Genomic DNA, 24,679 nt, shown 5'->3' with positions numbered 1-24,679 from the left:
ATTGGCCTCAAGCTGAACCGAATCCGTGATTCCCGACCACCGAGGTTCTAACCTCGAATCGAGGGGTGGACAGCGGCGATGAGGAGAACGACATGGATCTCGGTCTAGGCGGCAAGCGGACGATCGTCACCGGCGGCAGCCGCGGAATCGGTCTCGCGATCGCGCGCAGCCTCGCGTCGGAGGGAGTCGACGTGGTGCTCGCGGCCAGGGGCGTCGAGGCGCTGGAGTTGGCGGCGAAGACGCTGTCGCAGGGGACCGGACGGCGGGTGCTCGGGGTTCCCACCGACACCGGCGACGACAACTCGGTGCGCGCCCTCGTACAGCGAACGGTGGACGAACTCGGTGGTGTCGACATCCTCGTGAACGCCGCTGCAACCCCGTGGAGTGCGGGCAAGCCGAGCGACTTCGCGTCTACCACCGACGACGTGGTGCGCGGCGAACTCGAGATCAAGGTGCTCGGATACCTGCGGACCGCCCGGGCCGTGGCACCGCACCTCGTGGAACAGGGATGGGGGCGAATCATCAACATCAGCGGACTCGGTGCACGCCAGGCCAACTCCATCGCGCAGACCGTGCGGAACGTCGGTGTGTCGGCGCTGACGAAGAACCTCGCCGACGAACTCGGACCGCACGGAATCAACGTGACGGTGGTGCATCCGGGACTGACGCGGACGGAGCGACTCGTCGACCGGTTGGCCAAGCAGTCCGAGGACGAAGGTGTTCCGGTCGCCGAGTTGGAGTCGCGGCTGGCGACCAACTCGATCCACCGGCTGATCGACGCGAGCGAGGTCGCGGACGTCGTCACATTCCTGGCGTCACCGCGCAGTGTCGGGATCACCGGCGACGCGGTGGCCGTCGGCGGCGGTGTGCCGGGGGCCGTCTACTACTGAGGTTGGGCGTGGGACAGCACGCCGTCGTGTTCGGTGACTTCGCGGGCGGCGCGCTCCCCGGACCGGATGGCCCCGTCGACCCATCCGCACATCACGGACGAACTCTCCGTGCCTGCCCAGTGAACGCGACCGCAGGGCTTGCGGAGGGCGCGGCCGAACTGGGTGAGCACGCCCGTCGGCGCATGACTGAGCATGCCGCCGCCGGAGTACCGCTCGACGCTCCAGTTCTGCTCGATGTAGTCGACGGGGGAGGCTGCCTTATTTCCGAACCTCGCGGTCAACTCCGCGAACACCGCCTTCCTCCGTTCCCCTTCCGGCAGCGTCCCCAGCTTGCGGGCGATCGGTCCCTCGACGATGACGCACAGAACACCGGGGCGTCCCGTGTCGGTACTGGCGTCGATGGTGATCGTCGCGGGGGAGTCGGGTGCCGCCGACTGCCCCGACAGTCCGGCGGCGCGCCAGAAGGGTTCGTCGTAGAGGACGGCGATCTTCATGACCGCACCGCTCGGCATTCGCTGGTGTAGGAAGGACCGATCCATCGGCAGCAGCGGTTCGTAAACGATCTGGCTCGCGATCGCGAGGGGTACCGCGACGATCGCCCTCCGGGCCCTCACGGCCAGATCCGCGGAGCGGACGGTCACGCCGTCGCCGTCCTGCGCGATGTCCCGGACGGGTTGTGACAGGTGGAGCGCGTCGCCGATCTCGGCTGCCATCGGACGATAGACGGCAGCCATTCCGCCGACCGGCCGCGCGTCCTCGGCGGCGTCCTTCACACCGAGGACGAAACTTGGACCGCCGCCGGATGCCATCTGGTACAGGACGAACAGCATCGACACTTCGGACGCCGCGGACGTGTAGCAGCCGGCGATGGCGGTCTCGAGTAGGTCGTGGGCGGGTGTGGACAGCGTGTTGTCGCCGAGCCATTTGGCGAGGCTGATCGAGTCCCACTTCGCTGCCTTCTTCGCCTCCCACGGCGCGTCGAGCGGGATCGTCTTGCACATCTCGCCGAGTTCGACGAACACGGCGCCGAGATTCGCGGCCGCCCAGGGACTCATCGTCAGGGGAATCGTGCCCTTGTACCGGTACTGCTTGCCGTCGACGACCATCATCGCCTCGCCGTCGGTGTACTGCTTGTAACTCTTGACGCCGAATTCGTCCATCAGGGCGTAGATCCGGTCCTGTCCCGGCCCGATCCACGCACCGCCCCGATCGATCCACGAACCGTCCTCGCGGACCTCGGTGAACGTTCGGCCGCCGATCCGGTCACGCGCCTCCACGAGCGCGACCGATTGCCCGGCCTGCTTCAGACGCAGTGCCGCCGTCAGTCCGGCGAATCCGGCGCCTACGACGCAATAGTCGACCTCGATGTCTGCCATGACACATCCCCTCGCGCTGCGCGCGCGGCCCTCGTGCGGCCGTATGTAACGGGTGCGCCGCCATTGGTCCTGGGGGTGTGAATTCCTCTCTCCGGGAATGAAATCGCCGCGCACAGAACATAATCATCCTTACTCGCGGCGAGTAGTGCGGTCAAGGGCGTCCCCCTGTGAGTACTTATTAACCGCCCGTTGTTAACAAGTACTCACGGGTGGGGACCAGCGGAAACACCTGCTCGGCGATGCGTTCGAGCTCTTCGTGCGCGGGGGAGCACTGGATGAGCAGGAGTGTAAGACCGGCGTCCTGGTAGGCGCGGATCTTTTCGGCGACTTGTTCGGGGGTGCCGACGAGGTCGGGTCGCAATCCGCGCGTGCCGACGGAGTATTCGCGCTTGGACAGCTCGACGTCGAGTTCGGAGTTCTTCACGAACTCCTCGAACGACGCGTACCCGGGCGAGTGAGGGTCGACGGTGGTGATGCGTTCGAGTTCGGCGCGGGCCTCGGCTTCGGTGTCGCGCACGATGATGTACGTGGACATGCCGAATTCGGCCATGTCCCGCTGGTGGATTCGCTGCGACCGCGCGTTCATGTCCGCGATCTTCGTGCGCACCTCGTCGACGGCGCCGCCGTGCAGTACGTCCGAGTCGGCGAACGTGGCGATCGATTCGCGACCGCTCTCGCTCTCACCGCCGGCGAAAACCGGGGGATGGATTCCGGGCTTCGGCGACAGGATCGAGTCGCGCACGCTGAAGTGCTCGCCCTGGTAGGTGAACGGGGTGTGCTCCCAGAGCCCACGGAGAACGTCGACGAATTCGCCGGCCTGCCGGTATCGGTCGTCGTGCCGGGTGAAGGCGCCGCCGCACTGCCGGGCTTCCTCCTCCCACCACGCGGCGACGACGTTGAGCGCGAACCGTGCCGCACCGGCATCGGTTGTTCCGGCGATGTCGGTGATCGTCGCCGATTCCTTCGCGGTGACCGCCGGCAGGTCGGGAAGTGGTAAGTCGCTGACCTGCCGCGCCATCCTCGGAATTCTTTCCGGCGGAATCGGTGTCACCGCAGGCTCGATCGACTTCGACGGCATCGAACTCACGGACCTCGGTCGCAAACACTGGCGGCCACTGCGGGGTACCCGCATCTCCGCAGTCTTCCAGGACCCGGCGTCCTATCTGAATCCGTCCATCCGGGTCGGTGAACATCTGGCCGAGGCACTCCGGTCGACCCTCGGCCTGTCCCGCGCGAACGCCCGGCGGCGCGGCGTCGAACTGTTCCGGAAAATGGGACTGAACGACGCCGACACCGTGTACCGCCAGTACCCGCACGAACTGTCCGGGGGAATGCTCCAGCGGGTGCTCATCGCGATCGCGGTGTCCGCGGAACCGGAACTCCTGATCGCCGACGAGGCGACAACCGCCCTGGACGTCACCGTTCAGGCCGAGGTGCTCGACCTCCTCGAGGACCTGCGCGACGAACTGGGTCTCGCGCTCGTCCTCGTCTCGCATGACCTCGCCGTGGTGGCTCAGGTCTGCGACAACGTGATCGTGATGCGGGACGGCGCCGTCGTCGAGTCCGGGCGAGCAGGGGACCTGCTCACCGCGCCCCGACACGAGTACACCCGCCAACTCGTCGAGAACCACCGGGAGTACGGGCTCGAGTCGGTCATCGGAAAGGAGGCGGTTCGTGTCTGAGTCGTTGCTGCGCATGACCGGCGTCCGGGTGGAGCTCGGACCCCGCGCGGCCCGCAAGCAGATCCTGCACGGCGTCGACCTGACCGTCGATGCCGGCGAGAAGGTGGGACTCATCGGTGAAAGCGGTTCCGGGAAAACGACACTGGCCCGCACGATTCTCGGTCTGATCACCCCGACGTCCGGATCGGTCGAGATCCGCGGGCAGCGCGTCGACGACCTGTCCGCGGCGCACCGCAGGGCGCACCGCCGCACGGGGACCGTGCAGTACGTGTTCCAGGATCCGCTGCTGAGCCTCGATCCGGACATCCCCGTGGGTGAGTCGATCGCCGAGGGACTGCTCGTGCGCGGCGGACTCGACCGCAGCGTGGTGCGGTTGCGGGTGGCAGCGGTACTGGGCAGTGTCGGACTCGACGCCGACATCGCGGCGCGGATTCCCGCAGACCTGTCGGGTGGGCAGCGTCAGCGGATCGCGATCGCGAGGGCCCTCGTCCTCGATCCGGCGCTGCTGCTGCTCGACGAACCGGTCAGCGCCCTCGACTCGGTCAACCGTATTCAAATCCTGAAACTGCTCACCGAACTCGGGCACTCGCGGCAGCTCGCTCAGCTGTTCATCTCGCACGACCTGGGGGCGGTCGCGGCCCTGGTCGACCGGATCGTCGTGCTGTACCGCGGCAACATCGTCGAGGACGGACCCACCCATCAGGTGATCTCCGATCCCCAGCACCCGTACACGGCGCTGCTCGTCGGATCGGCTCCCACGTTGAGTGGCGGCGCGGTGACCCGGGAACGGCGCCGCGAACTGAGGCTCCACCTCCCGTGAGTACTTCTTAACTGCCTGTTGTTAATAAGTACTCACGGGTCGGCAGTGTAAGCCCGACCATCAGTGAACGGAAGGGTTTGATTCGACGTGATCCGAATGATCTGTGGGCGAAAGGGGCGCGCAGTCAATCATATTCGACGATGAACACTCAGCTGTTCTATCGTGGCACCGACAGCACATGAGAGGCGAGGGAACGATGAAGGTAACGGTAGTCGCGGGCAATCCCAAGGCGGGTTCGCGCACACTGGACGCGGCGACGTTGGTGGCGACGGCGGTGACGGGTTCCCCCGTGGACTCGGTCGTCGACGTCATCGAGTTGGGTCCCGGGCTGCTCGGCTGGGGTGACGACAAGGTCGCGCAAGCGGTCGAGACGGTGGCACAGTCGGACCTGGTGGTGGTCGCGAGCCCGACCTTCAAGGCCACCTATACGGGAGTGCTCAAGCTCTTCCTCGACCAGTTCGCGACAGCGGAAGGACTGCGGGGCGTAGTCGCGGTTCCGGTCATGCTCGGTGCGGGCCCGGCGCACGCGCTCGCACCCGAGCTGCTGTTGAAGCCGGTATTGGTGGAGCTCGGCGCAACAACGCCGGCGCCGGGGCTGTACCTCGCCGACACCACCTACACCACCGATTCGCGAATCGCCGAGTACGCCGAGCGTTGGGGGCCTGTGCTCACCGCGGCGGCCACGGCACGGACGGAGTTGTGATGAGCGGGACGGTAACGCTGGACCCAGGTTCGTTGCGGGAGGCGTTCTCGCATGTGCCCAGTGGTGTGGTGGCGGTGTGCGCAGAGATCGACGGCGAGCGGGTCGGGATGGCGGCGAGCACCTTCGTGCCGGTGTCGTTGGATCCCCCTCTCGTCGCGTTCTGCGTGCAGAACACCTCTTCGACGTGGCCCAAGCTGGCGGGATTGGCGCGCATCGGAATCAGCGTGCTGGGGGAGGTGCACGACACCGCGGCGCGGGTACTGGCCGCGAAGACCGGCGACCGGTTCGAAGGACTCACCACGGAAACCAGTGACGGCGGCGCGGTATTCGTCGGTGGTGCCTCCGTGTGGCTCGACACGACAGTGTCGGAGCAGGTGCCCGCCGGCGATCATGCGGTCGTGCTGTTGAAAATTAACGAGGTGCGGGTGCAATCAGACGTGGAGCCGATCGTGTTCCACCGCAGTACCTTCCGATGGCTGCAGGCCTGAGAATGTCTCCAGCGTGCGGTCACGAGAACGAAGAGTGCGAGCGGCAACCGCGGAACTGATGGCGGGGCCGGGCTGGGCAACTTGCATCCGTCGCCGACGTTGCAGCCAAAAATCCCTGTCTCGTTCGGTGTCGTGGCCGGCGCGGATGCGAAGGGCCGCCGCCTCGAGGAATTGTGAGCGTCCGATACGAATTCGGGAGGGTGGGGACGGTGCCTGAGCCGGGTCGGCCCGGTCGGAGTGTATTCCGCTCCGGCCGGGCCTCGCCGGAACGTGCTATGGGACACCGCCGCGCGAACTCGATTACGCCCGTCACGATGACTCGCGTGGCGGTTGGCCTCGCCGATGTCTCCTCGGGCGTTGACGGCATGGCAAGTGCGCAATCGCGTCAGAAAATCTCGGTATCGACTGCATCGGGGCCCCGCATCCAGTGCGTTTCGTGAGAGGTAAATGGTAGATCCAGCAGCTGGTCGCACCTCAGCAATGTGATCCACACCACATCCATTTTGCGTGTTGGTCGAACCGGGAGGGCGGTGGACGAAGGCTGACCGATTTGACGCCGAGGGTGCCCGGCTCGACGTAGAGCAAAGTATTGGACGATTGTCTAGGTGGCAGCCGCCGTGACGTGTGCTAGAACTATTCGGGCATCGGTAGTGACATGACTCACACTTTATGACCGCTTGGGATTCGTTGCCGGCACCCCGGTGCATCCCGGCCGATGCACGAGAGCAAAGGACTACGTCACATGATCGAGGACACCGCGGACTTCTCCCTCACTCCCGTTGCCGGCCCCACTCGCCTGATTCCCCGACGGCGTCCCGACGGTCGCGAGCTTCTCGCCACCGCGAAGGGCATCCTGATCGCAGCGCGCCGCTGCAGCGATGCCCAGGCGTTCGATGAACTCCTCGACGTTTCCCGCCGCCATCACTTGACCGTTCTCGGTGCCGCCCGAAGCTTGGTCGACCTCGCCGCCGGATCCGCGCCCCATCGCCGCACAGCTGACGCCGTCCGGTTCGACGAGTGGGAGCAGCTGCTCGCCCAGCTCCCCTCACATCCGCACGCGCACGCGAGCTGACGCAGCGGGCACGGTTCGCGTTTGAAGGCAAGGTCTGATTCGCAGATTCCGCGCTCACCACTGATTGACAGATTGCTATCCGGCAGGATCCGAAGTAGGGCTCGTGCCCCTGCCGCTGCGAGAGTTGACCCACCGCGCCTCTCGATGATCCCAGTAGCAGCCCCCATCGAGGGGGTGTGCGCGCCTGGCGAGCGGTGACGCGGGTGCAGCTGTGGCCGTCACGGTCCCCACCTGTGCTCCCGTGTGAGCGCCGAGCGAACCGCTCGCTGGCCCTCGTCCGACGAGAGGGCTGCGTTGGGGCAGTCTGTGCGCGCGCAGGACCACGTCGTGGGTGTGGTGCGCTCCCGCGCCGCCGCTGATCGAGCGCTCCCGCACCTCGTTCACATCGATGTGCCAGCTGGTATCCAGTAGCGCCGCCACATCACCGGGTGCGACCCAGTCATCGGGATCGAAGCCGTGCTCGCGCGCCGCATCCCCGTCGCGCATGTCGTGATGAACAACCAGCAGGATGCCGCCGGGTGCGACCGCGGAGACCAACGCTCGTTCCGCGGCATGGTCGGCTGTGCAGCGTAAGGCGGGGTACTGGGCTGAGACCAGGTCGAAACCATCGGCGGGCAGATCGGCATCCAGTAGGCCGCTGCACACCCAGGTGATGTCCGTGTTCTGGTCGGCGGCATGGGCCGCGGCCCGATCGAGCGCGACTCGTGAAACGTCCAGCGCGGTCACTGCCCATCCTTGGCGGGTGAGCCAGAGGGCATCAGCGCCTTCACCGCAGCCGACGTCGAGGGCGCGCCCGGGCGGTGCGCCGGTCATCTCGTCGACAAGTGCGCCGTTGGGTTCGCCGCTCCACACTTGATCCCGCTCGTTGTAGCGTGCATCCCATTCGGCTGCCTCACTCAATGCTGACGTGACCTCGGTGACCTCGCCGGAATCTTCCATACCGACACAGTGCAATAGCTGCGACCATTCTGGCGAAGGTTCTTGCTGTATCGGCAAGAACGCCGTGTCTGTCGGGTGCCCTTGAACGGGCAGTCATTCCGCTCTCGGGCCGACTCAGAAGATGGGCATCGGACGGGCCAACAGTCCCTCATCCCATCGCCCGGACGCGTCAGTGCGCCGAGACGCTCTTCTTCCGCTTCGGAATCAGGTGCATGATCAGGACGACGATCGCGCCGACGACGAGCCCCACGAGGGCAGACACCACGGTCCCCGAAGTCCAGGACAGAACCCCACCGAAACTGCCGTGCGCAAGGTCGCTGAACCAATGTTCGACATCGTGGAGGCGATCGGCAGGCCAGTGGAATCCTGCCTCACCGACATTGACGAGCAGGATGTGGCCGCCGACCCACAGCATCGCGGCGATCCCGACCACGGTGAGCACCGCCATCACCTTCGGCATCGCGGCGACGAGGCCTCGGCCGATTCGCTGACTGAACGTCGACTCGCGTTGGGCGAGCGCCAAGCCCACGTCGTCCATCTTCACGATCAGGGCGACCACACCATAGACCAGGATGGTGATGAGGAACGCCACGACGATGAGCACCAGCAGTCGAGTGACGAACGGTTCGCTCTCGACCGAAGACAGGGAGATCACCATGATCTCGGCGGACAGGATGAGGTCGGTGCGGATTGCGCCGCTGACCATACTTTTTTCGAGCTCGGGGCCCTGCAGCACTACCGGCGTATCTTCGTCGCCGTGGTGCCCGCCGGTGATTGCCTCGTAGACCTTCTCCGCTCCCTCGAAGCACAGGAACAGGCCACCGGCGATCAGCAGATAGGGCAGCGCCTGCGGCAGGAACTGGCTCAAGATCATCGCCACCGGCAGGATGATCAAAAGTTTGTTGCGGATCGATCCGATCGCGATCTTGCGGATTATCGGCAATTCGCGATTAGGGGAGAATCCATGGACATAGCGGGGGGTGACGGCGGTGTCGTCGACGACCACACCCGCTGCCTTGACGCTGGCCTTGCCTGCCGCGGCTCCGATGTCGTCGACGGATGCCGCAGCCACTTTCGCGAGTGCCGCGACGTCGTCCAACAGGGCGACGAGACCACCAGCCACGGGAACCTCCCACAGTTCAAATGTGCAGAGCCGATCGAATGACACGCGGTCGCGGGTCGATACCGAACGCTACCGAATCCATGGTCCCACGCAACAATCATGCGGACGCTTCTCAACGTGCCGCGTGCGAGCGCGGAGCCATGATGCGCCGACGTCGGGCGACCTCGAACTGCTCCCTCGAACCCGAACCGTGAGGGTGGCCATCTCGTCACCCAAGGGCATCTGGTCGCGGGGTTCGCTGGCGCAGACGATGGAATCACCGCCGGACCCGGCGGCCCTCGAGTCCTCGGAAAGGAACCCGCCCATGTCGAAGAGTGGAACAACTCGCGGACGTATCGCTGTGCTGATTGCGGGGGCTGCGGCCGCGTTGTCGATCTCGGCCGTCGCCCCTGTGGCCGTGGCGTCCGCTGTCCCATGCAAGGGAGTCAGCTGTCACGACACCAATCCCAAGCCGCCTCCCAAGGATCTCGGCGACGGAGGTTGCCAGTTGTGCCCACCTCCCAGTCCCGGCCCTGGGAATTTTCCGACGCCTAAGCCTCCGACTCCCGCGCCCCCGCCGTCGTGACGGTGACCTGAGTATTCACTGCCCAGTGCGGCCCCTATCGATGACCGGTGGGGGCCGCACTGTGGTGTGACAACCGCGGTTGCGGGCGCGATGACCACTCAGATGGCGTCGAGCGCCCTGCCTATCGCGTCGGCGAACGCGGTGGGATTGTGGATCAGCCAACCGTGACCGCCCGCCACGGTGAGAACCGGTGGATTGCGGAGCGCTGTCTTCAACGACTCCAAGCTGGCCACCGGGATCGTACGGTCACCGCGGCCCCATAACAGCGTCACCGGCAGTCCTCGGTTCGCGATAGTTCTGAGTTCGGTCCGCAAGTCCGCGCGCCGGGCCAGATGTGCCGTCCGCCACACCGCACCTGGATCGCGCACTGTGTTGGGGATGAAACCGTTGACGAGCGATGCTGCCGTGTGGGCGATCGACCGGATCGACAGGGCCTCGCCCAGCGCCGATGCACCCCAATCCCACAATGGTCTTTCACCGATGTGCCGTATTGCCTGACCGCCGGCAGACCATGCCCCGCCGCCGACGGAGTTGACGAGAACTACTCGTGCTACCCGCTCGGGAAGGTCGTGAGCGGTCTGAATCGCGACACCACCGCCGAAGGAGTGGCCGACCAGGGTCACCGGCTCGTCGATTCCCGCCGAGTCGAGAAACTGTCCGAGCCAGGCGGCGTAGCCCGCGAAGCTACGCGCGTGCGGCGGATGGTCGGGAGTCCCTCCGAAACCGGGAAGTGTCGGTGTGACGACGCGATGTCCCTGTCGGACGAGAGTCGAGAGGCTGCGGCCATACACCCGCGGGGTCAGTCCCCAGCCGTGGAGGAAGACGATGGGCGGACCCTGCGCCACCACGGTCAGGGTCGGGGCCTTCGGACCTGCGAGCGGCTCGAGGATCTCGGGTTCTGAGTTCTGGGTCAGTGACACGCTCCACAGCGTGTCCGACGGGTGTTCCGGCGGTAACGGCCGAATTACCCGCGGACATACCTGTTTTACGTTTTCGTCACGACCGGTCTGTTCGTTATAATCCTGTGATCTACGTGGTTTTCCGAAAACAGGTATGTGTATGGGCCATTCGGCCGTTGCCCGCTGAGCCCGTGACCGCGATGTTATAAAACGTCTCGTCCGATCGGCACGAAAGTCGCCGGACATCGAAAAAATGAAGGACTCAGCTCAATGGCCAAGCATAGATTGCGTCGGGGCAATCGTCTGCAGATTTCGACCGGTGGCGTTCTGGTTGCCACCGCGGTGGGGCTGGGAGCATTCATGCTCCCTGCTGCCCCTGCTGCAGCGGAGCCGATCACCATCCCAGGTATTGGGACGTTCGACATACCAGGTGTACCGCCGCTGCCGCCCGCGCCGCAGGCGCCGGCACCGAGCCCCGCTCCACCATCGAACCTGCTACCAGCCTTGCCGCCGGCTCCGGCCCTGCCGTCCACCCGCGGTGCGCAGGCGCTGACAGCCGCCCAGTCGAAGATCGGCTCACCGTACGTGTGGGGCGCCACCGGACCGAACGCTTTTGATTGCTCCGGATTGATGCAGTGGGCATACAAGCAGGCGGGTGTCTCGATCCCGCGTACCACCTACGACCAGGTGAACGGCGGGGCGCCTGTCGCCAAGGGAAATCTTCAGCCCGGCGATCTGGTCATGTTCTACGGGGCGTCGCATGTCGGGATGTTCGCCGGAAACGGCATGGTGGTCCACGCCCCCAGCGCCGGCCAGCCGGTGAAGCAGGCACCGCTCGATTCGATGCCGTTCCACTCGGCCCGCCGGTACTAGGCGGCTCCGCCGCCCGTGAGTGGTTAGCGAGTGCAGAGACTCGCTAACCACTCACGGGGCGCTAGCGCCCTATGAGGTCGGCGGCACGTTCCCCGATGAGCACGGCGGGTGCGTGTGTGTGGCCCCGGATGATCGTGGGCATGATCGACGCATCGGCGATGCGCAGGCGCTCGACTCCCCGCACACGTAGGTCCGGGGTGACGACGCTGGCGGGGTCCTTGCCCATCCGGCAGGTACCCACCGGGTGGTACAGCGTGTGCGCATTCTCGGCGAGGGCCCGTTCCAGTATTTCCTCGAGCGGAGTATCCGGCTCGACCGAGGGCCGAATCAGTGTGCCCAGCTTCGACTTCAGCGTCGGGGCCGAGGCGAGGGCATCGCACAGGCGAAGTCCTTCGAGCATGGCTCGCCGGTCCGCGCCCTCGGGGTCGCTGAGGTAGCGGGGATCGATGAGCGGTTTCGCCGCAGGATCCGCAGACCGCAGAGTGATGGTGCCGCGACTCTCCGGTTTCACCAGAATGGTGCCGATGACGGCGGCGTGGCCGGTGGCGGGGATCAGCCCCTCGTCGAAGAACGGTGCGGGGCCGTAGATCATCTCGAGGTCGGGTAGTGGCAAGTCGTCCCGGCTCCTCACGAACCCGTATGCCTCCGCGACATTGGAGGTGAGCATGCCGCGTCGGCGCGTGAGGTAGTTGATCAACTCGGGGATCTTCTCCGCCGCGTACAACGAGTCGGAGTCCACGCTGTAACCGAGGAACGAGACGAGGTGATCCGCCAGGTTCTTACCGACCTCGGGAAGGTGGTGCTGCACGGGGATGCCGTGCTCGCGTAGCTGCTGCTCGTCACCGACACCGGACAGCATCAGCAGCTGCGGCGTGTTGATCGCCCCACCGGCGAGTATCACCTCTTTCGCCGCCCGGACGGTGTGGCGTGCACCGCCCTTCTCGTATTCGACCCCGACCGCGGCGGTTTCGTCGAACAACACGCGGGTGGCCAGTGCCTCGGTCACCACGGTGAGATTCTTGCGTTTCATCGCGGGCCGGAGGTAGGCGTCGGCGGTGCTCCACCGCGCACCACGCTTCTGGGTGACCATCGTCTGGGAGAAACCCTCGGGCTGTGCGGTATTCGCACGCTCCACGGGATATCCGGTTTCCCGAACCGCGTCGAGGAACGCTCCTGTCAGTGCGCGTGGGCTCCGCTGATGGCACACGTTGATCGGACCTTCGATGCCGCAGTCGGCCTCGGTGGCGCCTTCCACTTTCTCGATGCGCCGAAAATGTTTGAGCACCTCCCGGAACGACCATGACTCGTCGGCGAGTTCCGCCCACTCGTCGTAGTCGGCGGCGAACCCACGCACCCACATCATCGCGTTCATCGACGAGGATCCGCCGAGCATCTTGCCCCGCGGCCAGTAGATTTCGCGGCCACCGAGGGCGTCTTGCGGCTCGGTGAGGTAATCCCAGTCCACCTCGCTGCGGAACAACTTCGAGAAGGCGGCGGGGATGTGCGCGAATTTGTTCTTGTCCTCGGGGCCGGCCTCGAGGACCACCACTGCATTCCGGGAGTCGGCGCTGAGGCGTTCGGCCAGTGCGGCACCCGCCGAGCCCGACCCCACCACGACGTAGTCCGCCACCGACGGTATGTGTTTCATTCGTTCCTCTCCAGTCGAGACAGCGGTGCGTCAGCCACGCAGCGCGGACGCGAAGATGGCCGGGAGCCGCTTCCATGACGGTGCTCCGGCGAAGGCGGTCAGCAGGCGCCCCGTGGTGGCGGCGGTGCGATTGTTCACGAACCACGGCGGTTTGGGTGAAATGGACAGCTCCCGCTTCATCACCGATCGCGGTGACGGGCGGAACGGGCCTCGCACCACGGTGCGTTCGGGGCGGTCGATCAACAGCGCGTTGTGGACCACACCGATTCCGCTCTGGACGTCGTTCACCGTGTGGCCGGGGAAGGCGCCCCAGGTTGCGGTGGCGGTGAGGTATCCCACGCCGGTCCAGGCGTTGATGGCGATGGTCCCGTATCGCAGGCTCTCCACGAAGGAGTCGAACGCCGAACCCATCGAGCGAATGGTCTGCGGTGTCGCGACGATGTTCACCCCGAGCGTGCCGACGAAGTCATCGTTCACGAATTGTGCTGCTCGCCTCGCGAACTCGTTTCCCTGGTACGGAAGGTCGATCACGCCGAGGACTGGAGCGAAGTACTCCGTCTGCAGCAGTGGCTCGTATTCGCCGGGATCGAGGTTCGTCACCAGCACGCGCCTACCGTTCTTGCCCAGACGCTCGGCCTTGGGGAACGACGCAACCGCTCCGGCCACACGGGTGTCGCTGCCCGGGTAGTAGGCGGAGCGGTCCGGTGCTCGATCGAGGGCGTCGCGCAGAGCGGCGAGGAACTCGTTACGCTGCCTCCACTCCGAGGACACCACGACCGCTTGTGCCGCGACACAGTTGTAGCCACCGTTGTGTAGCCGCTGGGTGGCAATGTGCTCGGCCTGGAACTTGATGTCGGCGTGGCTCCACTCGCCGGGCAGCACGATGGTGGGGGACACGCCACCGAGTTCGCTCGAGATCTCTTTTTCGAGGATCGGCTCGTTCGCGGCCTTGCGTCTCGCGCCTTCCTCGCCTGTGCCGAAGACGATCGCATCGTGGGTGAGTGCGCTACCCGTCATGTGGACGTGATCGACCTGCTGGTGGTGCACCAGATAGGTTCCGACGTCGGCGCCACCGGTGAGGAGGCGGACGGCGCCCACGGAGATGAGTGGCTCGAGCACCCGTGTGAGGACCGGCAGCAACGGGTCGGTGATCGGGTTGAGCTTGAGCGCGACGACGCGGTTGTGGGCGATCAATTCGTAGAGCGTGTCCAACGGGGCGATCGAGGTGATGTTGCCGGCGCCGAGCACCACACCGATGCCCCGGGTGTGGGAGGGGTCTCGCTGAGCCAAGCCGGCGTCCCGCTGTGCCGTTGCACGATCGATCCCCGGCTGCAGCCACACCTCGGCGCTGAAACCACTGAGGAGCAGCTTGTCGAAAATGTTGAGAGGAAGAACCTTGACGGTGGTGCGGTTGCCGGGCGCCCTGCCGAAGGTGGCGCCGTCGAGGGGACTGCCGCCCGCCTCGAGTTTTGCCAGGCTTGCGGAGAGCGCGGCGGTGGCGGTCGCGACGGAATACGGGCCGGACATCCATTCCTCACCGACCAGCGGCGACTTCGGGTCGAGGCCCTTGATCCCGACAGCAGCGTCCACCCAGTCCGCGGCGTGCTGCACGGTGAGGTCGTGGACTTTGTCGAGAAGCTTCCCGCGTTCGGACAGGGACAGGTCAGCCCAGTTCTTCTCGCCTTCGGCCAGGTCGGCGAGGGCTGCGTCGACGGCCGCGTGCTCGGCCGCGCCGGAGGGTGGGGGAGTGGCCTCGGGGTTTGAAGTGCTCACTGTGGACTCTCCGCTCGGGTCGATTACATGGAGAACGTCGCCACAGACGCTGAACGGCTGTGGGCGTAGGCCTGTGATTCTCGTCGCATCCCCGGCTGCTGCGCCATAGGCGGCGGCTGTCAAATGTCCACTTTGTCCCTATGCCGTCGCACAACAAGGGTGTGGCGGTACGGACGGCCGGTCGATAGTCTTGCCGAATGGTTGCCAGTCCGGACATCGCGCCGTCGCCCACCGATCTACTGGGCGACATGCTCGAATCGGTGAACGAGCTGTCCCAGACCCTCACCGAGAGAATTCTGTCTGCCGAACACGGCTACATCGAGGCGACTTTGCTCACCCCCGAGCAGTTGTACGGGGCGTGCCTCGACAACCTGACGGCGATGCTCGGCAACCTCGCCGGGATCGCGCCGATCCGGCTGGAGGCTGCGCGGGCAGCCGGCCAGTTGAAGGCCGAACAGGGTGTGCCGCTCGCCGCCCTGCTCCACGCGTTCCGACTCGGTGGCCGACTGATCTGGGATGAGCTGATGGACCGCTCGGAGGGCCGGGCCACCAACGCGCTGCTCGAGATGGCTGCGCAGGTGTGGGCGTTGGTGGATGTGTATTCCGACAGTGCCGCGGAGTCCTACCGCGAGACCGCTGACCTCCGTGCCCGGGAGGACGCCGAGTCGCGCGGCCGGCTCGTGAGGACGCTTTTCGGGGAGCACTCGGCGAATCCGGCGGGAGCTGCCGATGCGCTGCGGACGTTCCGCATCCCCGAGCACAGCACCTTCGTGGTCGTGTCGGTCGAATCGGCGGCGTCACCGTGTTCGGCGGATCTGCTGGAGGCCGAACTGCGCGGCGTGGGAGTCGAGTCCGTGTGGGACACGGAGGTCGACGGCCGAATCGGGTTGCTGTGGGCGTCCACCGCCGACTTCGTCGAGGCAGCGCTGACATTTCTCGGCCGCGCCGACGCCCGGGTCGGGGTCAGCTCCACATTCACCCGGCCCGCCGGGACGAGCGCCGCCGTCGAGCAGGCACGTGTCGCCCGCCGGTGCGCGGGACTTGGTGGTAGCACGGTCACGCGATACGAGTCCGTGCCCGTCTCGCTGCTGCTGGTCAGTGCGCCGGAAGCGAGCAAGCTCGCGGCGGGCCAGATTCTCGGACCGGTGTTGGCGCTGCCGCCGGAGGAGCAGGACAGTCTGCTCTCCACACTCGACGCGTGGTTCGCCTGCCACGGCTCCACCACTGCGGCCGCAGCGCAGCTGCACTACCACCGCAACACCGTGCTGTACCGGTTGCGCAGGATCCACAGCCTCACCGGGCGGAACTTCTCGGATCCCATCGACGCCGCCGAACTTTATGTCGGCCTGCGGGCGCATCAACTGCTCGCTTCCTGAAATGCGGTCCCCGAACACGTCGCAGGCCCGACAATGAGTGCCAGTCGGCCGTCGTAGCCCGGGGATGCCGGGCAGTGGGGCAGTGCAATGGGATTCGTCATCGGATTTGCGCCGTGGATCGTCTACTGGATTCTCGTGGGCAACACGGGGTTCGTCACTGCAGTCGCCGTCGCGTTCGGTATCGCGCTGGCCGGGCAGGTGCTGCAACGGGCGCGCCGTCAACCGTCGCGCACTCTCGAAGTGGGCACCGTTGCCGTTTTCGCACTGCTGCTGATTGCAGCCCTCCTCGTCGACGACGCCGTTCTGGCGCGATGGTTGCAGCCGCTGAGTAACTTCGGACTCTTCGCGATCGCCGCGGTCGGCGTACTGGTGGGCCGGCCGTTCGTCCGCGAATATGCGGTGGGAAGCGTCGACGCCGCGACAGCTGCAGGCGGCGGCTTCCGGTACGTCACTACGGCGATGACCTGGATGTGGGTGGCTGCATTCGGTGCAATGACGCTGGTGTCGCTGATACCGCCGATCGTCGATGGTGACGCAACCATGCGCGATGACGGGGACCCCCTGTCGATCGTCTGCTACTGGGTTCTGCCCTACACGCTGATGGGTGTGGCCGGGTTGGTCTCGGCGATGTTTCCCGGGTGGTTCGACAAGACGTCGCATCTTCTCGCGGAGCAGTCCTCGATGGAGCCGACGGTGGTATCGCGACCGTCGCCGCCCGAGGACCGGGTGGAGGGGAGCCTGGTCCTCGACGTCGTCGAGGATTCCCGCCACGATCAACCCTTCGCGGTCGCCGTGCGCGGCGCGGAGCCGGGTGCCGCGCTTACTGTCCGGACCACAGGAACGGATCTCTTCGGCTCGCAGTGGCGTTCGGAGGCAGTGTTCGTGGTCCCTGCCGACGGAACCGTCGACGTCACCTCGCGGGCACCGGTGCGCGGCGACTGGGATGTGGCAGACAGCGACGCCCCGCTGTGGGCGATGCGGTTCGTGTCGGACGATCGCGTACCCGAACTGTTCGTGCCCCCCGCCGGTCCATGGAACGTCACGGTCGACGTCACGTCTGCGCAGGGAAGGGTGCGGCGGACCGTGATCCGTCGCGCTGCCGCCCCGGGCGTCACGGTCACCGAACGGGAGGTCGACGGCCGCCCCGCGCTCCTCGCCCTACCCGCCGGCGACGCGCCCACCGCGGGGTGGCCGGGAGTCGTGTGTTTCGGCGGCTCCGAGGGTGGCGTCGACTCGCAGCGCTCCAACCTGGAGATGCTCGCATCACACGGCTGGTCCGCGCTGGCGTATTCGTGGGTCGACGAACCGGGCACGGAGCCGACACTGGTCGACATCCCGCTCGAACGGTTCGCGACTGCGGTCACGTTCCTGCGGACACTCGCACAGGTGGACGGCGATCGCGTAACCGCCGTCGGTACGTCCCGCAGTGCGGAAGGACTGCTCGCCGCCGCCTGCGACGGATTGCTCGACGTGAATGGTCTCGTACTGACGAGCCCGAGTTCGGTGTCGTGGCAGGCCATCGGACCCGAGGGAGAAATCCCCGATACGCCGTCGTGGACGCGTCGCGGCCGGGCAGTCCCCTGGGCGCCCCTCCCCGGCGGGACCCTGATGCCGCAGCTCATCCGGAACGCGTGGCACGCCCACCGCGACATCGCCGCAGGGCGGCCCAGCCTGCTTCGGCTCGGCACCGCCTACCGTGCCGGTCTCGCCGCCGCACCGGCGAATTCGATACTGCACTCCGAGCGTGTCGCAGCGCCGCTCCTGTGCCTGACCGGTGAGGACGACGAGCTCTGGCCATCGGCCGACATGGCCACCGCCCTTCTGGCGCGGCGCGCGGAACGACACGACGAGCACCGGTGCTTTCCCGGCGCCGGCCACCTGGTTCGGTGGGGAATGTTTCCGTCGGGTGCCCAATGGACCGGTGGCATCGCCCTCGGTGGGGGCGGCATCGGGCAGGCGCGTGCCCAACGCGAAGCGATACAGTGCGTCCTCGGTTTCCTGTCCCGCACGGCCGCCACGACGAGTGCCTGATGGGCACCGGAGGCGGGAATACCGCATCCTCGGACCGCGTCGTCGGATCGATCGTCGACATGGCAGGTGTCTCGCGGGCCAAAGTGTTTCCGCGCTCACGGTTGTCGGCCTTCGCCGAAGCGGGGGCGGGGGCGTCATCGAGCTGGAGTGTGTTTTGCGTCGACGACCATCTCGCGTTCACGCCCTCCTTCTCCGTGACCGGCGACCTTCGGCTCCGCATCGACCCCGACGAGGTCCGGGACCTCGGCAACGGCACGTACTGGGCTCCGGCGAATCTCTGCGAGCAGGACGGAACACCGTCGCAGTCCTGCACCCGGGGCGCGCTGCGGCGGGTGACGACGCGGTTGGCGGAGTCCGGTCTGAGCGCACGAACCGGTCACGAGATCGAGTTCACGCTCTTCGACGCGGCGAGCACCGAAGAATGGTCCGCATACGGCCTCAATGCCGTTCTCGCGCAGGAAGAATTCTTCGAACGGCTGCTGGCGGCGGCGTCGAGCGCCGAGCTGCCGATCGAACAGGTCCACGCCGAGGCTGGGCTGAATCAATTCGAGGTGTCGCTCGCCCCCGCGGATCCCGTCGAGGCGGCCGACAATGCGGTGCTGGCCCGCGCCCTGATCAGCCGGGTCGCGCGCGTTCAGGGACTCCGGGCGTCGTTCTCACCCATGCCCGTCGCAGGTGGGGCGGGAAACGGTGCCCATCAGCACGTGTCGTTCACCGAACGTGGCCTGCCGATCCTGTCGGGAGGGCCGGGCCCGCACGGGCTCACTCTCGCCGGTGGCGCCGCGGTCGCCGGGATTCTGCGGGCGCTACCCGAGTTCACGGCCGTTCTCGCCGGGTCGGTGCTGTCGCACCTGCGTTTGCGCCCAGGCATGTGGTCGGGGGTGTTCCGCTGCTGGGGCCTGGAGAACCGCGAGGCAGCCGTCCGCCTCTGCGCGGACACTGCCGGGAATCCGCACGGCGCGAACCTGGAAATCAAACCTATCGACCCGTCCGCGAACCCGTATCTGAGTAGCGCCGCTATTCTCGGTGCCGCCCACGACGGCATCACCGGCGGGCTTACGCTCCCGGACGAGGTGTCGGTCGACCCCGCGGACTTGTCCGGCACCCACGCCGTCGATCTTCTCCCGACCCTGTCGTCCGACATGCTCGGAGCATTCGAGTCGTCGGCGCTCGCGCGCGACTTGTTCGGGCCGCTGATCATGGAAGCGCTCGTGGCGGTCAGGGGTTACGAGCACGCCGAATACCGGGCGAAACCGGTCGACGAGGTCGCGCAACGCTTCCGGTACGCGTGGACGTCCTAGTCAGTTGCCGAACTCCGGATGCGGAACCGCGGTCACACGTTCGTGTGAGGACGTCCGCTATTCTTTCCACGGTCGCCGAGCATGTCGGTGACCCGGGTCCGGGGGTGGACCTCGATGCGGATATCAGGGGGAGAATTCGTTGTCAGAGGGCGATATGACGTGGCCGGACAGTGTCATTGCGTCGCTGGACGGGACCGGTGCGACGCAGCTTCCGCTGGACACCGTCCCCGGGTTGCCGCCGATACTCGGCGGACGAGACGTTGCGGTTGTCAAGGTCGACCCCGACATGCTGCGTGCGATGTCCACCGCGCTCGGCAGCATTGCGCGTGAGGTCGAGGCGTTGGGTGGCCGCCGTAGCTTCGAGCACGTGGTTCGGGCAGTCGAGGGGTCCGACACAGCGGCGGCGTGCCGTGACGCCGGCGACATCCTCGCGTCCGCGCTGGGAGTCGCGGCCAGTCGCATCGACGAGATGGCGTTCATCGCGGGTGACGGCGCCGACAACTACGAGGTCACCGACACGTCGTTCGCGTCGCAGCTGTCGGCGATGGGGGAGATGTGATTCCGCGTAGGTCGTAACTGCATGTCTGGAATCCGCGGGATCTCACACTGGCGGGCGAGGAAATCGGACGGTCCGCCGAAGACACGCGAACCCGGGCGGACGACGTCCTGCGTGCTGTCGCGGATCTGGGCCGGAACGACGACTGGCGCGGTCCGGCGCAGGCGGCTGCCGAAGAGCGAGCGAACAGTGAACGCACGAAAATCCGAAGTCTCGCCGACGATCTGGAGGATCTGTCGAACGCACTCGTCGGTGGGGCCGATCGCCTCGGCCATGCGCGGGACTATGTCGCCACCGTGATCGACAAGGCGGCAACCGACGGATTCACCGTCTCCGACGACTGGCAGATCGTCAGCCCGCCGACGACGATGAGCGAGGCCGAGGCCGCCGAACATGCCGACCTGCTGGAGTACTGGCGCAGCCAACTCGGTGCAGCGCTGACGGAACTCGACACCGCCGATCGGGACATGGCGACGGCGATCCGGGACGCGCTCGGCGCCGTGGCGGCGAGCGCCCCGGCGTCCGCGGGCCTGTCGGGGCACGAGGGCGCCGCGCTCGGCGAGCAGGTCGCGCGAGCCGGTTCCGACATTCCGCAGGACGTCCGTGACCGTGTTGCCCGGGAAATCGCGGCCGCAGGGCTCACTCCCGAACAAGTGAAGACGCTGGCCGACGGCGGCAAGGTCACCGATCTTCCACAGGGAACGATCGACTTCCTGCAGCAGTTCTATACGGCGGCAGGCAAGGACGGCTTCCTCGCCCTGTCCGAGCAGTACAGCGAGAACGGACGCACCGAGGCCGCCAGCGCGCTGTCCAACGGTCTCGCCGTGGTGTCGAACTACAACGTCGGCAGTGCCGGCGGAGACGTCGGTGGTCAGAACCACATCCCGGAAAGCCTTCGAGGGCTGTTCGAGGGCCCGGTGACGTCGACCGGCAACCTCACGAAGGGTGCGCACGACGCCCCGCAACCGTCTGTGGTCGTCAACAACGGCGACGACCTGGCACGCTTCACCAAAGCCTTCGGTCTCGCGGACCCGGGCGTCCAGCAGGGCAGTGACCTGAGCGAGAGCCTCCTCTCCCGTGCCGGCGAGATCGCCTCGGCCACCAGCGACAAGAGTCTCTTGATCGGGGACTCGTTCGACCACAACACGCTGGGCCGAGACAGCGTCGACACCCTCCTGCAGGACATGGTCGGCGTCGGTGGTCGCGATCATGTCGCGGTCCACAACATCCTGTCCGGTGAAGGCATGCCGGCCGACTACAACCGCGACGACGTCATCATGCCTCTGCTGCAACGTGATTGGGTCGATGGCGGTGAACAGAAGGTTGCCGGGATGTTCGACTGGATCGCCGACGACGCCAGGCCCTCCGATCCGTCCGATCCCGGCGAAATCTTCCGGTCGCGACAGGCCGGCGAATCGGCATTCGGACTCGCACAGATCCTCGCCGCGAAAGACGCCGAGCTACTCGATATCCCGGGGATGAAGGGGCAGGCAATCGGTGAGGTGAACCCCGAGATAACGCAGGCGTTGGGCGCAACGCTCGCACCCTACATCGGCAATATGGTGGGGGTGCCCGGCGACTTCGCGGGCACTTCGGGTTTCACTAGCTCGACCGGTGGAGAATTCGGGCTCGAGAACGCGCCCCGCCTCTTTTCGGTGATCGACTCCAATGCCGATGTGGCAAGCTACTTCAACGCGCAGGCGTTCGGAATGTCGGCTCAGCTCGAGCAAGCGTGGGCGTTGGATTCGCCTGCTCCTCATATCTCGCACGATCAATACGGATGGTGGGCAGGAAGCATTCAGGGCGTTGTAGATAAAGGATTCGACCTCGAGTTCGCCGACCGATCTGGGGACGAAGCGTCAAGTACTTCGTCCGGGTTCGAGAACAAAGGCGTTGCCTACGACACCATCAGAACAGTTGTGAGTAAAGGCGTCGAGTTCATTCCTGGTGCCGGCCCCCTGATATCGAGTGGGATCGATCTTGCGGATCCGGCATTCAAAAGCGCGGTGATGGGCGCGGTGCCCGATAATACTGCGCAGCAGAACACTCAATTCTCCGATGAGTCGCACCTCGCGAAGCAGTACTACCAAATTGCCCTGGGGATTCAGTCGGCGAATGGTGGAGTGCTTGATCCCTACGAGGGTCTGGACAGATTCCGCGACGGGGAGAACGGCCCCTTGCTGTCATACAACGAGATCGCGGGCGACCGCCCCGATTCGAATCTCCCGGTTCTCGGTGCGAACCTTTCCAGTTACATCGTCGAAGCGGGATACACGGGATTGGGTGAGTTCGTAGACCAACTGAACGCAGGGCGTGAATACGTTCAGGATGCGACGTACGGCCAGTGAAGAGACGTTTGATCGTCGTAGCGGTCACGACATCCGTGCTGGCAGCAGGGTGCGGATCGAGTGGGTCGGAGCCACCAGCGGTCGAGACGGTCTCGAGGTACTCGGTTCCCGACAATGTGGGCTTCAATTATCGGTGGTCGGCTGATCCCGGTATTGATCTGCACAGCGGGCAGGCGACGGTTGTTCGCGCGTATGTGGAGTCCTATTACCTCTCGATCAACAGCAATTCTCTCTCGGCCGCGTATCCCGGATTCGCCGAGGCGGTTCCCCAGCGCAAGCGAGCCGACTTCGACCACCCCGTCGACCCGATCGAGCGGCGGTACGTCGGCACCCAGTTCCAACACCTGATGTGGATGATGAAGACCGAACGTGGTTGGTTCGCCACGATCTGCACGGGCGACTACTCGGTGATGGAAGTGGGTCAGGACGAGAAGTTCTACAACATCGGGTCGAAGTATGTGAATGCGGAGACCGTGGAACTGATCGCACCGAATGACACGTCCGCGACGTCTGCGAGGTCCTACGGACCGGAACGCGCGCCCACCATCAACGTGTTCGATGGTTGGACACTTGCCGAGCATGTGAAAGGCGCGCGCGATCAGAACGCTTATGCCGAGTGCGACTCGCGGATGCCGGATGGGAGAGATGTGCGACCGCAGAAGGCGAACCTCCCACACGACACCCCCTACCCGACGCTTGCTCCGTATCCGGGCTGGCCGCGGTACGACGAGAGCTGACGGCCGGCCCCGACCGCCGGTGGAAGGGCACCGTCGCAGGCGCCTTCGGCCCCGTCCTATCCTCGACTGCGGCCCCTGTGCTCGACGGGGGTTCGCGGGAGTGATCGGACGGTATGAAGTGGGCAGCAGAAACGGCGTCGTCTACGCAGACGACCTCGCGGTGGGTGACAGGTTCGAGCTGGGCTCGTACACGGTGACCGAGCAGGAGCTGGTGGAATTCGCCGGCCAATGGGATCCGCAGTCTTTTCACATCGATCGCGAATCTGCAGCGGGCGGATATTTCGGCGGGTTGATCGCCAGCGGTGTGCACACGATCGCCATCTGCCAGCGGCTGACCGTGACCAGTCTTTACAACGACTGGAGCGTCATCGCCGGCAAATGCTTCCGGAACGTCAACTTCCTCCGCCCGGTCCGACCGGGTGAGGTGCTGACCGGGTCCATGCTGATCGACAATGTCGTGCTGGACGACCGCGGGCGCGGCCTGGTGACTGCCGCCGCCGAGATCGTCAACGGGGACGGCAAACCGATGCTCACGATGGTCACCGAGATGTTCATGCGCAGCAGGCCCTGACCGGAATTCCCAGATATTTTTGCCGTAAAGGATTGTTTGCCGATTCTTTGGGTATCGCCCATGGGCAGAGTCACCTACCTATGGAGGCATCATGAAGGTCGGCATCAGATTGGCCGCGGTCGCGGTGTGTGCAGCTGCGCTCGGCGTGGGAACCACCGGCGTTGCGTGGGGCGACGCTCTCGACTCGGCTGTGGTCCCGGTGCGAGCACCGGATGTAGTGCAGCCGTTGCCCCCCGGAGTTCCGCAGTACGGCCCCGCCGGTTGCGACGACTGGGCAGAACCCTATGAGAACAACGTTCCGGCCTGGGGTGCCGACCCGTACAACCAATACGACAACTGGTGCGACGGCCCCGACGACGGCATCCCGCAGCCCGCCACCTACAGCGGTGACGAGGGCGGCGGCGACTCGCCGAACGAACCGTAACCTCGGCTCGGTCCCGACGCGCCCCGGCAGCTTCAAGGCCGGGGCGGCGACGTCATGCGCCGGAGGGAGGTTGGTGTAGGCCGAACGCGGATCCCTGGTCGTCGTGACAGAGCGTGAATCGTCCGAACCGTGCCACCGACTCGGGCTCTTCTCCGAGGTCGACTGCATCGACCGTCCCTCCGAGCGCCAGGACCTTCTGCTTCGCGGCGTCGAGGTCAGCTACCCGGAAGAACACGTACGGGCCGGCGCCCGGGTCGCCGCCGTGGATGCCGCCCGGAACATTGGGCGTGTTGATCGCGTATCCGGACCCGCCGGGACCGGGTTCGAACTGCCAGCCGAACAGGGCCGAATAGAACTTTCGGCCCTGTTCGGCGTCGGCCACACCCAACTCGAAAAACGACACGTCACCTGACATGAGCACTCCTCCGTCCGAGATCGTGGAGGTGACGCTACGCCGGGCGACCGACTTCCGGACCGGCCTCGG

At 66.0% G+C, this 24,679-nt stretch carries 23 protein-coding genes; 15 read left to right on the top strand and 8 right to left on the bottom strand.

All coding sequences use genetic code 11. From position 1 onward, the window contains the following. Positions 1–92: 92 nt before the first annotated feature. Positions 93–890: an SDR family oxidoreductase gene (locus tag HYG77_RS06790; RefSeq protein WP_208962226.1), complete on the top strand. Its 798-nt coding sequence runs from the start codon at positions 93–95 to the stop codon at positions 888–890. Here the strand turns inward: HYG77_RS06790 and HYG77_RS06785 are convergent. After that, positions 884–2,266, bottom strand: a complete 1,383-nt coding sequence (locus HYG77_RS06785; protein WP_208962225.1) for an FAD-dependent oxidoreductase — start codon at positions 2,264–2,266, stop codon at positions 884–886. The two genes, HYG77_RS06790 and HYG77_RS06785, sit on opposite strands and share 7 nt — an antisense overlap. Before the next feature lie 178 nt (positions 2,267–2,444). Beyond that, the gene (locus HYG77_RS06780; RefSeq protein WP_244373514.1) at positions 2,445–3,284 is read right to left on the bottom strand and encodes an LLM class flavin-dependent oxidoreductase; all 840 of its coding nucleotides are present in this window, start codon (positions 3,282–3,284) and stop codon (positions 2,445–2,447) included. On the opposite strand from HYG77_RS06780, the gene HYG77_RS06775 reads away from it, so the two are divergent. The 5 genes from HYG77_RS06775 (at position 3,235) to HYG77_RS06755 (ending at position 7,031) form a co-directional block, all read left to right on the top strand. Beyond that, the gene (locus HYG77_RS06775) at positions 3,235–3,948 is read left to right on the top strand and encodes an ABC transporter ATP-binding protein (protein ID WP_244373512.1); all 714 of its coding nucleotides are present in this window, start codon (positions 3,235–3,237) and stop codon (positions 3,946–3,948) included. The genes HYG77_RS06780 and HYG77_RS06775 overlap by 50 nt on opposite strands. Next, positions 3,941–4,768: an ABC transporter ATP-binding protein gene (locus HYG77_RS06770; protein ID WP_208962224.1), complete on the top strand. Its 828-nt coding sequence runs from the start codon at positions 3,941–3,943 to the stop codon at positions 4,766–4,768. The genes HYG77_RS06775 and HYG77_RS06770 overlap by 8 nt, the downstream gene beginning before the upstream one ends. 196 nt (positions 4,769–4,964) lie before the next feature. After that, the gene (locus HYG77_RS06765; RefSeq protein WP_208962223.1) at positions 4,965–5,471 is read left to right on the top strand and encodes an NAD(P)H-dependent oxidoreductase; all 507 of its coding nucleotides are present in this window, start codon (positions 4,965–4,967) and stop codon (positions 5,469–5,471) included. Then, positions 5,471–5,959: a flavin reductase family protein gene (locus HYG77_RS06760; protein ID WP_109328267.1), complete on the top strand. Its 489-nt coding sequence runs from the start codon at positions 5,471–5,473 to the stop codon at positions 5,957–5,959. The genes HYG77_RS06765 and HYG77_RS06760 overlap by 1 nt, the downstream gene beginning before the upstream one ends. A gap of 742 nt (positions 5,960–6,701) precedes the next feature. Next, positions 6,702–7,031, top strand: a complete 330-nt coding sequence (locus tag HYG77_RS06755) for an ANTAR domain-containing protein (protein WP_109328269.1) — start codon at positions 6,702–6,704, stop codon at positions 7,029–7,031. A 75-nt stretch (positions 7,032–7,106) separates the two neighbouring features. Here HYG77_RS06755 and HYG77_RS06750 read toward each other — a convergent pair whose 3' ends face one another. The 3 genes from HYG77_RS06750 to HYG77_RS06740 all read right to left on the bottom strand — a co-directional run bounded on the left by HYG77_RS06750 (position 7,107) and on the right by HYG77_RS06740 (position 10,578). Beyond that, on the bottom strand, positions 7,107–7,970 hold the full coding sequence (locus tag HYG77_RS06750; protein ID WP_208962222.1) for a class I SAM-dependent methyltransferase: 864 nt from the start codon (positions 7,968–7,970) through the stop codon (positions 7,107–7,109). 169 nt (positions 7,971–8,139) lie between these two features. Next, the gene (locus HYG77_RS06745; RefSeq protein WP_204164898.1) at positions 8,140–9,093 is read right to left on the bottom strand and encodes a DUF808 domain-containing protein; all 954 of its coding nucleotides are present in this window, start codon (positions 9,091–9,093) and stop codon (positions 8,140–8,142) included. A gap of 663 nt (positions 9,094–9,756) precedes the next feature. Continuing rightward, a complete protein-coding gene (locus HYG77_RS06740; RefSeq protein WP_208962221.1) occupies positions 9,757–10,578 on the bottom strand; it encodes an alpha/beta hydrolase in 822 nt (273 codons plus the stop codon). A gap of 249 nt (positions 10,579–10,827) precedes the next feature. On the opposite strand from HYG77_RS06740, the gene HYG77_RS06735 reads away from it, so the two are divergent. Then, on the top strand, positions 10,828–11,430 hold the full coding sequence (locus HYG77_RS06735) for a C40 family peptidase (protein ID WP_208962220.1): 603 nt from the start codon (positions 10,828–10,830) through the stop codon (positions 11,428–11,430). 61 nt (positions 11,431–11,491) lie between these two features. On the opposite strand, the gene HYG77_RS06730 is transcribed toward HYG77_RS06735, so the two are convergent. Further along, a complete protein-coding gene (locus HYG77_RS06730) occupies positions 11,492–13,078 on the bottom strand; it encodes a GMC family oxidoreductase N-terminal domain-containing protein (protein WP_208962219.1) in 1,587 nt (528 codons plus the stop codon). A gap of 30 nt (positions 13,079–13,108) precedes the next feature. Continuing rightward, on the bottom strand, positions 13,109–14,851 hold the full coding sequence (locus HYG77_RS06725) for an aldehyde dehydrogenase family protein (RefSeq protein WP_208962218.1): 1,743 nt from the start codon (positions 14,849–14,851) through the stop codon (positions 13,109–13,111). Between the two features lie 197 nt (positions 14,852–15,048). Here HYG77_RS06725 and HYG77_RS06720 point away from each other — a divergent pair, with 197 nt between their 5' ends. The 8 genes from HYG77_RS06720 to HYG77_RS06685 all read left to right on the top strand — a co-directional run bounded on the left by HYG77_RS06720 (position 15,049) and on the right by HYG77_RS06685 (position 24,195). Then, complete coding sequence (locus HYG77_RS06720) at positions 15,049–16,227, top strand: helix-turn-helix domain-containing protein (protein ID WP_109328280.1); 1,179 nt, start codon at positions 15,049–15,051, stop codon at positions 16,225–16,227. Positions 16,228–16,314: 87 nt separating this feature from the next. Further along, positions 16,315–18,258, top strand: a complete 1,944-nt coding sequence (locus tag HYG77_RS06715; protein WP_208962217.1) for an acyl-CoA thioesterase/bile acid-CoA:amino acid N-acyltransferase family protein — start codon at positions 16,315–16,317, stop codon at positions 18,256–18,258. Then, positions 18,258–19,559 carry a glutamine synthetase family protein gene (locus HYG77_RS06710; RefSeq protein WP_208962216.1) on the top strand — a complete coding sequence of 434 codons (1,302 nt, stop codon included), beginning with the start codon at positions 18,258–18,260 and terminating at the stop codon, positions 19,557–19,559. Before HYG77_RS06715 ends, HYG77_RS06710 begins: the two co-directional genes overlap by 1 nt. Before the next feature lie 154 nt (positions 19,560–19,713). Then, positions 19,714–20,118, top strand: a complete 405-nt coding sequence (locus tag HYG77_RS06705; protein ID WP_208963304.1) for a hypothetical protein — start codon at positions 19,714–19,716, stop codon at positions 20,116–20,118. A 17-nt stretch (positions 20,119–20,135) separates the two neighbouring features. Then, positions 20,136–22,463 carry a hypothetical protein gene (locus HYG77_RS06700; RefSeq protein WP_348273582.1) on the top strand — a complete coding sequence of 776 codons (2,328 nt, stop codon included), beginning with the start codon at positions 20,136–20,138 and terminating at the stop codon, positions 22,461–22,463. After that, a complete protein-coding gene (locus HYG77_RS06695; protein WP_244373506.1) occupies positions 22,460–23,200 on the top strand; it encodes a hypothetical protein in 741 nt (246 codons plus the stop codon). The genes HYG77_RS06700 and HYG77_RS06695 overlap by 4 nt, the downstream gene beginning before the upstream one ends. A gap of 100 nt (positions 23,201–23,300) precedes the next feature. Then, the gene (locus tag HYG77_RS06690; RefSeq protein ID WP_208962215.1) at positions 23,301–23,771 is read left to right on the top strand and encodes a MaoC/PaaZ C-terminal domain-containing protein; all 471 of its coding nucleotides are present in this window, start codon (positions 23,301–23,303) and stop codon (positions 23,769–23,771) included. 91 nt (positions 23,772–23,862) lie between these two features. After that, positions 23,863–24,195 (top strand): hypothetical protein, encoded by a 333-nt coding sequence (locus HYG77_RS06685; RefSeq protein WP_109328291.1) that lies wholly within the window; start codon positions 23,863–23,865, stop codon positions 24,193–24,195. Positions 24,196–24,247: 52 nt separating this feature from the next. Here HYG77_RS06685 and HYG77_RS06680 read toward each other — a convergent pair whose 3' ends face one another. Next, the gene (locus HYG77_RS06680) at positions 24,248–24,610 is read right to left on the bottom strand and encodes a VOC family protein (protein WP_109334959.1); all 363 of its coding nucleotides are present in this window, start codon (positions 24,608–24,610) and stop codon (positions 24,248–24,250) included. Positions 24,611–24,679: the final 69 nt, after the last annotated feature.

It is taken from the genome of Rhodococcus sp. ZPP, assembly GCF_017656075.1.
In the GTDB taxonomy this organism is placed as follows: Bacteria; Actinomycetota; Actinomycetes; order Mycobacteriales; family Mycobacteriaceae; genus Rhodococcus_F; species Rhodococcus_F oxybenzonivorans.
Note: the sequence above shows the minus strand (reverse complement) of the source record. Positions and strands in the feature narration are given on the sequence as shown.

Bases quoted from the DNA above. Each gene is read 5' to 3' on its own strand.
- HYG77_RS06790 (WP_208962226.1), top strand. From the start codon at position 93: ATGGATCTCGGTCTAGGCGGCAAGCGGACGATCGTCACCGGCGGCAGC.
- HYG77_RS06785 (WP_208962225.1), bottom strand. From the start codon at position 2,266: ATGGCAGACATCGAGGTCGACTATTGCGTCGTAGGCGCCGGATTCGCC.
- HYG77_RS06780 (WP_244373514.1), bottom strand. From the start codon at position 3,284: ATGGCGCGGCAGGTCAGCGACTTACCACTTCCCGACCTGCCGGCGGTC.
- HYG77_RS06765 (WP_208962223.1), top strand. From the start codon at position 4,965: ATGAAGGTAACGGTAGTCGCGGGCAATCCCAAGGCGGGTTCGCGCACA.
- HYG77_RS06760 (WP_109328267.1), top strand. From the start codon at position 5,471: ATGAGCGGGACGGTAACGCTGGACCCAGGTTCGTTGCGGGAGGCGTTC.
- HYG77_RS06755 (WP_109328269.1), top strand. From the start codon at position 6,702: ATGATCGAGGACACCGCGGACTTCTCCCTCACTCCCGTTGCCGGCCCC.
- HYG77_RS06750 (WP_208962222.1), bottom strand. From the start codon at position 7,970: ATGGAAGATTCCGGCGAGGTCACCGAGGTCACGTCAGCATTGAGTGAG.
- HYG77_RS06735 (WP_208962220.1), top strand. From the start codon at position 10,828: ATGGCCAAGCATAGATTGCGTCGGGGCAATCGTCTGCAGATTTCGACC.
- HYG77_RS06730 (WP_208962219.1), bottom strand. From the start codon at position 13,078: ATGAAACACATACCGTCGGTGGCGGACTACGTCGTGGTGGGGTCGGGC.
- HYG77_RS06720 (WP_109328280.1), top strand. From the start codon at position 15,049: ATGGTTGCCAGTCCGGACATCGCGCCGTCGCCCACCGATCTACTGGGC.
- HYG77_RS06715 (WP_208962217.1), top strand. From the start codon at position 16,315: ATGGGATTCGTCATCGGATTTGCGCCGTGGATCGTCTACTGGATTCTC.
- HYG77_RS06710 (WP_208962216.1), top strand. From the start codon at position 18,258: ATGGGCACCGGAGGCGGGAATACCGCATCCTCGGACCGCGTCGTCGGA.
- HYG77_RS06705 (WP_208963304.1), top strand. From the start codon at position 19,714: ATGACGTGGCCGGACAGTGTCATTGCGTCGCTGGACGGGACCGGTGCG.
- HYG77_RS06685 (WP_109328291.1), top strand. From the start codon at position 23,863: ATGAAGGTCGGCATCAGATTGGCCGCGGTCGCGGTGTGTGCAGCTGCG.
- HYG77_RS06680 (WP_109334959.1), bottom strand. From the start codon at position 24,610: ATGTCAGGTGACGTGTCGTTTTTCGAGTTGGGTGTGGCCGACGCCGAA.